Annotated in this window: 12 protein-coding genes and 1 pseudogene; 6 read left to right on the forward strand and 7 right to left on the reverse strand. The window is 62.1% G+C overall.

Annotation, left to right across the window (positions count from 1 at the left end; translation table 11 throughout):
* Positions 1–190: 190 nt before the first annotated feature.
* Both MK745_RS18320 and MK745_RS18325 read right to left on the reverse strand, forming a co-directional pair.
* Positions 191–1201 carry an AraC family transcriptional regulator gene (locus tag MK745_RS18320; RefSeq protein WP_243614649.1) on the reverse strand — a complete coding sequence of 337 codons (1011 nt, stop codon included), beginning with the start codon at positions 1199–1201 and terminating at the stop codon, positions 191–193.
* A 271-nt stretch (positions 1202–1472) separates the two neighbouring features.
* Positions 1473–1937, reverse strand: coding sequence for a GatB/YqeY domain-containing protein (locus tag MK745_RS18325; RefSeq protein ID WP_243614650.1), 465 nt, complete (start codon positions 1935–1937; stop codon positions 1473–1475).
* A 182-nt stretch (positions 1938–2119) separates the two neighbouring features.
* Between MK745_RS18325 and carA the strand changes: the two genes are divergently transcribed.
* Both carA and MK745_RS18335 read left to right on the forward strand, forming a co-directional pair.
* Positions 2120–3274, forward strand: coding sequence for a glutamine-hydrolyzing carbamoyl-phosphate synthase small subunit (carA, locus tag MK745_RS18330; protein ID WP_243614651.1), 1155 nt, complete (start codon positions 2120–2122; stop codon positions 3272–3274).
* Positions 3275–3358: 84 nt separating this feature from the next.
* Positions 3359–5233, forward strand: coding sequence for a glycosyltransferase family 2 protein (locus tag MK745_RS18335; protein WP_243614652.1), 1875 nt, complete (start codon positions 3359–3361; stop codon positions 5231–5233).
* On the opposite strand, the gene MK745_RS18340 is transcribed toward MK745_RS18335, so the two are convergent.
* Positions 5230–5868: a GntR family transcriptional regulator gene (locus MK745_RS18340; RefSeq protein WP_243614653.1), complete on the reverse strand. Its 639-nt coding sequence runs from the start codon at positions 5866–5868 to the stop codon at positions 5230–5232. The genes MK745_RS18335 and MK745_RS18340 overlap by 4 nt on opposite strands.
* A 113-nt stretch (positions 5869–5981) precedes the next feature.
* On the opposite strand from MK745_RS18340, the gene MK745_RS18345 reads away from it, so the two are divergent.
* The 3 genes from MK745_RS18345 to MK745_RS18355 all read left to right on the forward strand — a co-directional run bounded on the left by MK745_RS18345 (position 5982) and on the right by MK745_RS18355 (position 8281).
* Positions 5982–6626, forward strand: coding sequence for a pyrimidine 5'-nucleotidase (locus MK745_RS18345; protein ID WP_243614654.1), 645 nt, complete (start codon positions 5982–5984; stop codon positions 6624–6626).
* A gap of 134 nt (positions 6627–6760) precedes the next feature.
* A complete protein-coding gene (locus MK745_RS18350; RefSeq protein WP_243614655.1) occupies positions 6761–6997 on the forward strand; it encodes a hypothetical protein in 237 nt (78 codons plus the stop codon).
* A gap of 81 nt (positions 6998–7078) precedes the next feature.
* The gene (locus MK745_RS18355; protein WP_243614656.1) at positions 7079–8281 is read left to right on the forward strand and encodes a UbiH/UbiF family hydroxylase; all 1203 of its coding nucleotides are present in this window, start codon (positions 7079–7081) and stop codon (positions 8279–8281) included.
* 93 nt (positions 8282–8374) lie between these two features.
* Here the strand turns inward: MK745_RS18355 and MK745_RS18360 are convergent, their stop codons facing one another.
* Genes MK745_RS18360 through MK745_RS18370 form a run of 3 tightly spaced genes read right to left on the reverse strand, consistent with a single transcriptional unit; the run spans position 8375 to position 10458 of the window.
* Positions 8375–9493 (reverse strand): aminotransferase class V-fold PLP-dependent enzyme, encoded by a 1119-nt coding sequence (locus tag MK745_RS18360; RefSeq protein ID WP_243614657.1) that lies wholly within the window; start codon positions 9491–9493, stop codon positions 8375–8377.
* A gap of 57 nt (positions 9494–9550) precedes the next feature.
* A complete protein-coding gene (locus MK745_RS18365) occupies positions 9551–10006 on the reverse strand; it encodes an Lrp/AsnC family transcriptional regulator (RefSeq protein WP_243614658.1) in 456 nt (151 codons plus the stop codon).
* Positions 10003–10458, reverse strand: coding sequence for an Lrp/AsnC family transcriptional regulator (locus tag MK745_RS18370; protein WP_243614659.1), 456 nt, complete (start codon positions 10456–10458; stop codon positions 10003–10005). The genes MK745_RS18365 and MK745_RS18370 overlap by 4 nt, the downstream gene beginning before the upstream one ends.
* Positions 10459–10591: 133 nt before the next feature.
* Here MK745_RS18370 and ilvC point away from each other — a divergent pair, with 133 nt between their 5' ends.
* Positions 10592–11614 (forward strand): ketol-acid reductoisomerase, encoded by a 1023-nt coding sequence (gene ilvC, locus MK745_RS18375; protein ID WP_243614660.1) that lies wholly within the window; start codon positions 10592–10594, stop codon positions 11612–11614.
* Between the two features lie 72 nt (positions 11615–11686).
* Here the strand turns inward: ilvC and MK745_RS18380 are convergent.
* Positions 11687–11952: pseudogene (locus MK745_RS18380) on the reverse strand (hypothetical protein); the annotation flags it as partial.

Below are 11952 nucleotides of genomic sequence, written 5' to 3' on the forward strand. Positions count from 1 at the left end.
TCACCGGGTTTCGCGCCAATCAAGTAAAACCCTTGGCCTTCCAGCGCTTGAACCCGGCAAAAAAATTGCAAATCCTTGCGAACCAGCGGGTCTTCGCCGGGTACTCACCATGAAACCCGCGGCAAACAGCCGTTTCGCCTTGTCGAAAGATTGCGTCTTGCCTGCTCGATTCCGTCTGCGCGCGCCTTTATCAGAGGCGAAGGGTCTCTGAAGGAAGCTCCCCGAAACGCGACCGATACCGCTTCGCGAATTCGCCCAGATGCACGTAGCCGAAGCTGCGCGCGATCTCGCTGACTTTGCGGGTGGGGTCGGCCTCCAAGAGCTCCCGGCGCACGCCCTGCAAACGCTGCTCGGCGAGGAACTGCGCCACGGTATAGCCCCGGGCTTCGCGGAACGCCTGGCTGAGGCTGCGCACACTGATATTTGCGGCCTGTGCCACCTCGGCAAGGCGCGGCGTCGCGGCGGCGTTCTCGCTCATATAGGCTTCGGCGATCCGTACACAACGCGGCGGCGCCGCATGGGTCAGCGCGCCGAGGTCGCTCCCGCCCCGGTTATACATCTCGCTCAGGACGTGCACACAGATCGTCGTCTCAAGGTGCCGCCCCAACCGGCTCAACGCGACTTGGTCCGGCGTCTCTTCAATGACACTCACAAGATAAGACATGAGCGCCATCCAGCCTGAGCTGGGCCCGCCGATCTTTACCGTGCTGGGCAGCGGGTGTTCGCGCACCGAACAGCCGAACCAATGCAGGCTGATCTCTTCAAGGAGATCGGGCGCGATGGTGATATTGAGCCGAATACAATCGGCGCTGAGCTCGGCAAAATGGCCAAACTCCGAACTGCGCACCACAAGCGCTTCACCGGGGCCAACCACGGTCGGCACCTGATCTTCACCTGCCCTGTGCGATGCTTCGCCACGCAAGGTCGTCGTCACGATCATGTGCGAAATATCAGTGCCTGCACATTCGGCCTGCACAGGCGTTCCGTACTGGGTCCGAGACAGGACCAAACGCCCAAGCTTTACAAAGCCACATCGCCCGCCAAGACCGTGAGTCCGCTCATGATACGTCATTTCCGAAGGTGCAAAGATGGCATTCGACCATTCCGAAAGCTCATCCCAGCACGATGTTTCAAACCGCTCTACACACTGGATCGGCTCACCAGAAGCCTTTCGCAGTAGCGCGTCCACAAGAACTGCCATTCCACCCCTTACCCCCTATGTCCAATCAGGGCACGCGTCAGATGAACAAAATCGGTCACTGACAAGAGGATTACAGACCGAACTCGGCGCGAGTTCAAGACAGTTGTCCAAAACTCCTAAAAGATGTGATCAAATAGTATGTTTTGTTTCAAGAACACCACAAAACCCTTAAAAATAAGGTTAACTTCGCAAAGAAACGTCGCGGTTTCGTGGTAAGAGGCCGGGCCGCGCCGTATCGGCGCGCGCCCATTTTGTCGCAGTTCCCTGCGTCTTACATGGCGCTCAGGCGGTCCTTGACCATCGGCCCGACCTGACCAAAATCCATCTGGCCAGTGTACTTTGACTTGAGCGCGCCCATGATCTTGCCCATGTCGCGGATCGAGCTGGCCCCTGTCTCCGCCACGGCCGCATCAATCGCGGCGGCGATCTCTTTCTCGTCGAGCTGCTTGGGCAGAAATTCCTCGATCACGGTGATCTCCGAAAGTTCCCGCTCCGCAAGGTCGAGCCGCCCGCCCTCTTCATAGGTGCGCGCACTTTCCTGCCGCTGCTTGACCATCTTTGACAGGATCGCAAGAACCTCGTCTTCTCCGACGCCCTCTTCCTTGCCTTCGCCCCGCGCGGCAATGTCCCGGTCCTTGATCGCTGCACTGATAAGGCGCAGCGTCGAAAGGCGTGCGGCGGCGCGATCGCGCATCGCTTGTTTCAGCGCCGTATTGATCTCGTTTCGCAATGTCATCCCGTCGACCATTTGCTTGTTTTGTCAAAGCCTGCACCATATCCGCGCTTCCAGTCCGAGGCAACCAGCGGTGCGTTTTCTCAAGCCATTGAAAACAAAGGAAAAGCAAATTCTACGCTCCCTTGACGACGCCCCGCGCCCGACATAGTTTCCCGACAATTTGTCAGCCGGAGAGTCGCGCCATGGTTCACGAAACCAATCCCAAGCCCACAGCCTGCCTTGCCCTTGCCGATGGCACCGTGTTTTACGGGCGCGGATTTGGCGCGACAGGCGACGCCGTGGCCGAGCTCTGCTTCAACACCGCGATGACCGGCTATCAGGAAATCATGACCGACCCCTCCTACGCGGGCCAGATCGTGACCTTCACCTTCCCCCATATCGGCAATACCGGCGTCACCCCCGAGGATGACGAGACAGGCGACCCTGTCGCCGCGGGCATGGTTGTCAAATGGGATCCGACCGAGCCTTCCAACTGGCGCTCCGTTGAAACCCTGTCGAGCTGGCTCGCCGCGCGCGGACGCATTGCCATCGGCGGCGTCGATACCCGCCGCCTGACCCGCGCCATTCGCCAGCAGGGCGCGCCGCATGTCGCGCTGTCGCATGACCCCGACGGCAATTTCGACATTGAGGCGCTTGTCGAGAAGGCCCGCGCCTTCTCTGGCCTTGAAGGGCTCGATCTCGCCAAGGACGTCACCTGCGCGCAATCCTACCGCTGGGACGAGATGCGCTGGGCCTGGCCCGAGGGCTACACCCGCCAAGACGCGCCCAAGCATAAGGTTGTCGCCATCGACTACGGCGCGAAACGCAATATCCTGCGCTGCCTTGCCTCTGCGGGCTGTGACGTGACGGTGCTGCCGGCCTCTGCGACCGCCGAAGAGGTGCTCGCCCATAATCCCGATGGCGTGTTCCTCTCCAACGGCCCCGGCGACCCGGCCGCGACCGGCGCCTATGCCGTGCCAATGATCCAGGAGATCCTCAAGACCGATCTGCCAGTCTTTGGAATCTGCCTCGGTCACCAAATGCTGGCGCTGGCGCTTGGCGCCAAGACCGTCAAGATGAACCACGGCCACCACGGTGCCAACCACCCGGTGAAAGACCACGAGACCGGCAAGGTCGAGATCACCTCGATGAACCACGGGTTCGCCGTCGATAGCCAGTCTCTCCCCGAAGGCGTCATGGAAACCCATGTCTCGCTCTTTGACGGCTCGAACTGCGGCATCCGTATCAAAGACCGTCCGGTCTATTCGGTCCAGCATCACCCCGAGGCCTCTCCCGGCCCGCAGGATAGCTTCTATCTCTTCGAGCGTTTCGCCGCCTACATGGCCGAGCGCGCCTGAGGTCTCCCTTCCCGGGATTCATACGTGTTAACGGGATGTTAACGCACCCTGCGCGATGCTCCTCTCTGGTGAAGGGAGGTGCAGATGACGCAGGCGTTGCGACAACGGACCCCGGACGCCCCCTCCGCCCGACGCGAGGGGGCTTCGTCTGTTGGGCTGTCGCTCGGGCTCACCTTGGTCGAGGCCGGGTTGATCGCGCCATGGCAACTTTTCTTCGCCCGCAAATGGCTGCGTCGGCAGGACAATACCCTGATCGACATCCTCTGCGCCCGTGGCTGGATCACCCCCATCGCCGGGCGCGATGCGTTGGCCAGGTATCTTGAGACCGACGCCGTCGATCTCTCCTGTGATCCCCCCGACCCGGAATTCACCCACCTCTTGCCGCCCGAAATATGCCTGCGCCTCGGCGCCCTGCCGTGGCGGCTGCGCTCTGGTCGCATTGCCCTTGCAACCTGCGCCCCGGACCGCCTCGCCGACAACCGCGCGCTTCTGCCCAACGCCTTACGCGATGCGCCCATCGTCATCGCCACCCCCGACGACATCGACGCCGCCATCGCGCGCCAGCACCGCACCGCGCTGACCGAAGGCGCCGAGAGTCGCACACCGCCTCGCTTCAGCTGCCGGAGTTGGCAACGCAGCCGCCTGCGCCCGGTTCTGCTCGGCCTGATCGGCATCGCACTTCTGCTCGCCCTTGCCTTGGCACCGGGCGCGCTCTTCCGCGGTCTGGCCCTATGGGCCATGTTCTCGCTCACGGCTGTCTCGGTCATGAAGGCCGCCGCCTTCCTCGCCCATGAAACCGCCGCACGCGCGCGACCGCCCCAAAACATAACGCCTGATCTCCCCTTGCCGCGCATCTCGGTCATGGTCCCGCTCTTTCGCGAGAAAGAAATCGCCCACGCCCTCGTGCGCCGCCTCTGCCGGCTGACCTATCCCAAGCCCCTTCTCGACGTGATCCTCGTGCTCGAAGAAAAGGACGAGACCACCCGCGACACCCTCGCCCGCACCGCCCTGCCCAACTGGATGCGTATCGTGACTGTCCCCGCAGGCTCCGGCCTCACCACCAAGCCTCGCGCCCTCAACTATGCGTTGGATTTCTGCCGGGGTGACATCATCGGCATCTGGGACGCCGAGGACGCCCCCGCCCCCGATCAGCTCGAGACCGTCGCAGCCAGTTTTGCCACCGCCCCGCCCGACGTGGTCTGCCTGCAAGGAGTGCTGGACTACTACAATCCGACCACCAACTGGATTTCCCGCTGTTTCACCATCGAATACGCCGCGTGGTTCCGCGTGATCCTACCCGGACTTGCCCGCATGGGCCTCCCGGTGCCGCTGGGGGGCACAACGCTTTTCCTGCGCCGCTCTGCGATCGAAGAGATGGGCGGTTGGGATGCGCATAACGTCACCGAGGACGCCGACCTTGGCATTCGTATCTCGCGCTACGGCTATCGCACCGAACTGATCCCGACCGTGACCCACGAAGAAGCCAATCATCAACCACGCGCCTGGATCAAGCAACGCTCTCGCTGGCTCAAGGGCTATATGGTGACATGGCTTGTCCATATGCGCGCGCCCCTGCGGCTTCTGCGCGAAGTGGGGCCGTGGCATTTCCTCGGGCTGCAGCTCATCTTCGCCTGCACGCTCTCGCATTTCCTGCTGGCGCCGCTGATCTGGTTGTTCTGGGCGGGCGCCTTTGGCCTGCCCAATCCGCTCGCCTCCGTCGCCCCGCCCGGCACGGCAACGCTTTTCCTGATCTTCGGGTTTTCGCACGTGTTGATCTCGGCCCGTGCCATCTGGGGCCGCACCCGGCTCTTGCCTTGGGTCTTTGCGATGGTGGCCTATTTCCCCCTCGCCACACTCGCCGCATATAAGGCGCTCTACGAGCTGGTGCTTGATCCCTATTACTGGGACAAAACGGCCCACGGCAAAACCGTCGAGGCCACGCAAGAGACCCTGCCCTAGTCGTGCATTTCCTGACGCAGCCGGGTGACAAATGCCTGCGAGATGTGATCGCGCAGCGCCTTATAGGCCGCTGCCTCGTCGCGTTTCTCGATCGCGCTGACGATCGCATCATGCTCGACCAACGTATCCTCACCCCGCCCTTCGGCAGCGATCGAGGTTGTCGCCATCAACGCCATGGAGCGATGCACAAGGTCGAGCTGCTGCACGAGGTATCGGTTGTGCGAGGCCAGATGAATCTGCTTATGAAACCGCCGATTGGCCCGCGCAAGCGCCGCCGGAGACTCCTTGAGCTTGTGATCCTCCGTCACCATGTCGCGCAGCACGCGCACCTCTTCTTCCGTCGCGTGCCGCGCCGCAAGGCGCGCCGCCAGCCCTTCCAGCTCGGCGCGCACGACATAAAGCTCGGCCATCTGGTTGTGGTCCAAAGAGGACACGATCAGGCTACGACCATCCCGCGCCAAAAGGGATTGCGTCTCAAGCCGCTGCAACGCCTCGCGGATCGGGGTCCGTGAGACGCCAAACCGCTCTGCAAGGTCGCTCTCCACAAGACGGTCGCCGGGCTTGAACACCCCGACGTCAATCGCCTCAAGGATCAACGTATAGGCGTCCTTCTGCATCGGTTTCACTTGCGACATGTGCCTCTCCCTCTTGCGCTCTTGTGGCGCCAACCGGACGAGCATACCCACCGGGCCTCCCCCGTGGCAAGCGCACCATTGATTAGATTGGCCCGCGGGCCTATGTCTCTGACATGCCCAAACAGGATTTCGCCCATGTCTCCACATGGGTCTTCGACCTCGACAATACGCTCTACCCGCCCGAGATGCGTCTTTTTGACCAGATCGAGACGCGGATGACGGATTACGTTATGGCGGCGCTGGGCGTAGACGCGCCGCGCGCCAACCACCTGCGCAGCCACTACTGGCGCAAATATGGCACGACGCTGGCCGGATTGATGCGCGAGCATGATGTCGACCCTCTGCCCTATCTCGACGCTGTGCATGACATCTCCTTCGACCCGCTCGAGCCCGACGCCCACCTTGCGGCCCGCATCAAGGCGCTGCCGGGACGGCGTATCGTCTATACCAACGGCTCTGCCCCCTACGCCGAGCGCGTGCTCGAAGCGCGCGGCCTGACCGGACTGTTCGATGCTGTCTATGGCATTGAACACGCGGGATTCCTTCCCAAACCCGAGCGCGGCGCCTTCGAAGCGATCTTTGCCATGGATGGTGTCACCACCGAAAGCGCGGCGATGTTCGAAGACGACCCCCGCAACCTGCGCGTGCCCCATGACATGGGCATGAAAACCGTTCACGTGGCCCCCGCGCGGCACGAGGAAGAGCATATTCACCATCACACTGACGACCTCTCCGCCTTCCTGACCAAAATCGTGTGACCCCCCGCATCCTTCACCTGTGAGCATTTCACATGATAAGGGGTGCGACATATCATTCACAGAACGGAATATGTGTTGTCAACATGATCTCTGGCTCCTAGCTACCCTCTACGTTCAGACAAGGAGAGCCATCAATGAGCCTGACCGACACCAACCCGACCCTCGAAAACGACGCCGCAGCCCAAGCGCCTGACGCCCATCACGACGAGGTCAGCCCGACCACCGTCAAGGCGATCTTTGCCGTGCTCGCCGCGCTACTCGTGGCCTGGGGCTCGGCCATCTACGCCTATGGCGTGCCCGGTCTCTATATCCCGGCGCTCTGCTTCGTGCCGGTCATGTACGCGATCCTCATCACCATCGCGAAGGGCTAAACCGCCCCGTCGGTCAGGGGCCGCTGTCCCCTCTTGGACCTCCCGGCGCAGGGCGCTAGATTGGGTTCAGGAGGCGCGCCCATGACACCCGAGTCCCAGATCGACATTCTCATTTCCGGAGGCGGAATCGCCGGCCTCACCGCCGCGGCCGCCTTCGGCTCCGCCGGGTTTTCCGTCCAATGCGTCGACCCGGCCCCGCCCATTACCGAACGCGACAGCGCCGGGGCGGACCTACGCACAACCGCCTTCCTGCAACCCGCCCGCGCGCTTCTTGACGAAGCCGGTCTCTGGGATCGCCTCGCGCCCCATGCCGCGCCGCTTGAAATCATGCGCATCATCGACGCCGGTGGGGACCGCCCCGAGGCGCGCATGGTCAAGGAATTCGTCGCCGCCGAGATCTCCGACGCCCCCTTCGGCTGGAACCTCCCCAACTGGCTCCTGCGCCGCGAGATGGTCGCCCGCCTTCAGGAGATGGAAAACGTCGACCTGCGTCTCGGCACCGCGACCACCGGCCTCCTGACCCGCACGGAAGAGGCCATCGTATCGCTTTCCGATGGCTCCCGCACAACCGCCCGCCTCGTGATCGCCGCCGATGGCCGGACTTCTCCCATGCGTGAAGCCGCCGGAATCGGCGTCCACACGACACGCTACGGCCAAAAGGCCCTCGCCTTCGCCGTGACCCATCCGATCCCGCATGAAAACGTCTCGACCGAGGTGCACCGCTCCGGCGGCCCCTTCACCCTCGTGCCGCTGCCCGATTTCGAGGGCAAACCCTCCTCCGCCGTCGTCTGGATGGAGCGCGCGCCCCGCGCCGAGGCCCTCTCGCGCATGGACGTGGCTGAATTCGAAACCGAGATGACCGCGCGCAGCACCGGCCTCTTTGGCCCGCTGACCCTCGCCTCGCGTCGCACCCTCTGGCCGATCATTTCGCAATCGGCCGAGCGTCTTTACGGCGAACGCCTCGCTCTTGTGGCCGAGGCCGCCCACGTCGTCCCGCCCATCGGCGCGCAGGGGCTCAACATGTCCCTTGGCGACATGCGCACGCTGCTCGATCTCGCCAAGGCCGCGCCCGGCGATCTTGGATCGCGCGCCATGCTCGAGACCTATCACCGCAAGCGCTTTGCCGAGGTCAAACTGCGCGTCAAAGGCATCGACATGCTGAACCGTGCCTCGATGGTCTCGGCCCGCCCCTTGCGCGATGCGCGCGCCTTTGGTCTGAACGCGCTCTACGCGCTTTCGCCAGTGCGCAAGACTCTGATGCAGATGGGCCTCGGTGTCCGCTAGCGCGCCGCCCGTTAACCAGGACGGTGCCTTAACACCGCCCCACAGACGCAATACAGACGCGATACCGACGTCGGTTTCGCCGTTAACCTTTGCTCAGAGAACCTTGTCGAGCACGGTCTTCAAACGGCCCAACGTGCCCTCGACGTCATAGAGCTTATCCAGCCCGAAAAGCCCCAACCGGAAGGTCATGAACCCCTCTGGCTCGTCACAGGCAAGCGGCACCCCGGCGGCAATCTGCATGCCCTCTGCGGCGAACTTCGATCCGTTCTGAATCCCCGGATCACTGGTATAGCTCACAACCACGCCCGGCGCGCCAAACCCTTTTGCTGCAACGCTTTTTACGCCCTTCTCGGCCAGCATCGCACGCACACCATCGCCAAGCGCCCATTGCGCCTCGCGCAGCTTTTCGAACCCATAGTCCTTGGTCTCCGCCATGGTGTCACGGAACGCCCGAAGCGCATCCGTCGGCATCGTCGCGTGATAGGCATGCCCGCCATTTTCATAGGCCTGCATGATCGAATACCATTTCTTAAGATCAATCGCGAAACTATCCGAGGTCGTTTCCTCAAGCCGCTTCAACGCCTTATCCGACATCATCACCAACCCCGCCGAGGGCGACGCGCTCCATCCCTTCTGCGGCGCCGAGCACAACACATCGACGCCAAGCGCCCCCATATCGACCCAGACACAGCCCGACGCGATGCAATCAAGCACCATCAACGCGCCAACCTCATGCGCCGCATCCGCCATCGCCTTGATATAGGCTTCCGGCAGGATCACCCCGGCAGACGTCTCCACATGCGGCGCAAAAACCACGTCCGGTTTGACCTCATGAATCTTCGCCACGACTTCCTCGATCGGCGCGGGCGCAAAGGGCGCGGTCACATCGTTCCCTGCCTGCCGCGCCTTCATCACCGTGCTTTCGGCGGCAAAGGCCCCGGCCTCGAAAATCTGGCTCCAGCGGTAGGAGAACCACCCATTGCGCACCACCAAAGTCTTGGCATCGCGGGCAAACTGGCGCGCCACAGCTTCCATCCCATAGGTGCCACCGCCGGGGATCAACGCCACCGCGTCGGCGTTGTATACCTCTTTGAGCATCCCCGAAATGTCGCGCATAACCTCTTGGAATGCCTTGGACATATGGTTCAGGGACCGGTCCGTGAACACGACCGAAAATTCGTCCAAACCATTGGGATCAACTGCGCTGGTCATGGGGTATCCTCTCTCCTTGTTTGCAAAAGAGCTATCCCGATCCCCCCGCAAAGGCAACTAAAGCGGCCCCGGACGACGCTCTTCACTCAGGAGCACATTCGCCTCCACATTCCCCACCCCCGGCAAGGTCATGATCCGCCGCCGCAAGACCCGTTCAAAGTCCGAAATATCCCGCGCCGTGACCCGCAGGCGATAATCATAAAGCCCAAGAATATGCTCGACCGTCTGCACCTCGGGAATGGCGCTCACCGCACGCTCAAAATCCTCAAGCGACACCCGCCCCTTGGTCGCAAGCTTCACGCCCAGGAACACTGTGACCCCGAACCCGAGCTTTTCCGCATCAAGATCAAGCTTGCGCCCCTTGAGGATGCCCGCCTCGTAAAGCCGCCTGATCCGCCGCCACGTCGCCGGTTGGCTAAGGCCAAACCTGCGCCCCAACGCCCCCGCCGTCTGGGTCGCGTCGGTGGCTAAAGCCAAAATTAACCCCCGGTCGATATCGTCCAGATCGCTCATATCGGCAAAGTCTCGTCTGATTTGATCCGCGCCACATGCATAAGCGTTTCGATATCCGCGATATGCGGCAGGGTGAGGATCTGGTCGCGGTAGATCGTCTGATAATGCGGCATGTCCCGCGCGATGACCGAAAGACGCACGTCAACACGGCCAAGAAAGGTCTGGATTTCAATGACTTCCGGAATCTCGCACGCGGCGACAAGGAATTCGTCAAAAGCGCGTGGATTGGTCTTGTCGAGGGTCATACGCAGGCTGACCTCGACCTCATAACCCATCGCGCGCCAGTCCACGACCGCCCGCACTCCGCGTAAAATCCCCGCCTCGCGCAACTTCTCAACCCGCCGCGACAGGCGCGACGCGGTGAGCGTCAGCCGGTCCGCCAGTTCCGGCAAGGGCAGGTCCGGCTCGGCCTGCATATGGCGTAGGATGCGTCTATCAAGATCATCAAGCATGAATTCTTCACTATCATCAAATATGACGAATAGAAACGGCGAATTTCGTGGAAATTTCATGCGTTCCACGACTCGTCTTTCCGTACCCCCCACCTATGATGCCTCCATCACTTAGACAAATGGGAGCGTGGATATGCGCGTTTATTACGATCGCGATTGCGACATCAACCTGATCAAGGACATGAAAGTGGCCATTCTGGGCTATGGCTCGCAGGGCCACGCTCACGCGCTGAACCTGCGCGACTCGGGCGCCAAGAACGTTGTGGTGGCACTCCGCGAAGGCTCGGCCTCGGCCAAGAAAGCCGAAGGCGAAGGCCTCAAGGTCATGGGCATCGCCGAAGCCGCAGCATGGTGCGATGTCATCATGTTCACCATGCCCGATGAACTTCAGGCTGAAACCTACAAGAAATACGTCCACGACAACATCAAGCCCGGCGCAGCCATCGCCTTCGCCCACGGCCTGAACGTCCACTTCGGCCTGATCGAGCCGAAAGAAGGCGTCGACGTCATCATGATGGCCCCCAAAGGCCCCGGCCACACCGTGCGCGGCGAATACACCAAAGGCGGCGGCGTGCCCTGCCTTGTGGCTGTCGACACCGACGCCACCGGCAAGGCGCTTGAGATCGGCCTCTCCTACTGCTCCGCCATCGGCGGCGGCCGCTCGGGCATCATCGAGACCAACTTCCGTGAAGAGTGCGAAACCGACCTCTTCGGCGAACAGGCCGTGCTCTGCGGCGGTCTTGTCGAGCTGATCCGCATGGGCTTTGAGACCCTTGTCGAAGCGGGCTACGCGCCGGAAATGGCCTATTTCGAATGCCTGCACGAAGTGAAGCTCATCGTCGACCTGATCTACGAAGGCGGCATCGCGAACATGAACTACTCGATCTCGAACACCGCCGAGTATGGCGAGTATGTCTCGGGTCCGCGCGTCCTGCCCTATGAGCAGACCAAGAAAGAGATGAAGGCCATCCTGACCGACATCCAGACCGGCAAATTCGTGCGCGACTTCATGCAGGAAAACGCCGTCGGCCAGCCCTTCTTCAAAGGCACCCGCCGCATGAACGACGAGCACCAGATCGAACAGGTCGGCCAGAAACTCCGCGACATGATGCCGTGGATCTCTGCCGGCAAGATGGTCGACAAAGAAAAGAACTAAGCCCTTCGCGGACCTGTTCCGCAATGGCAAAGGCGTCCCGCATGGGGCGCCTTTTTCTTTTGGGTCAACGCCTTAGTAGCGGCCGATCGGCACACGCACCTTCTCGAGCACCTTACCATCCGCCGCCATAGCCTTGACCACCGCCTCATAGCGGTTGCCGCGCCCGCCGGAACAGGGCGGCAGGTAGCCGCTGGATTTATACTTGCCCGAACTGCGCGCCTTGGAGATCACCCGCGCGCTCCCCGGCAGGCTCCCCTTGAGGCCCGGCACCGCGTAGAGATCCGCCGAAGACCCTTTTGCCGGATACCCGATAACCCCATGGCCACCATTGCGCGAAA

It is taken from the genome of Shimia aestuarii, from assembly GCF_022814865.1.
In the GTDB taxonomy this organism is placed as follows: Bacteria; Pseudomonadota; Alphaproteobacteria; order Rhodobacterales; family Rhodobacteraceae; genus Shimia; species Shimia aestuarii_A.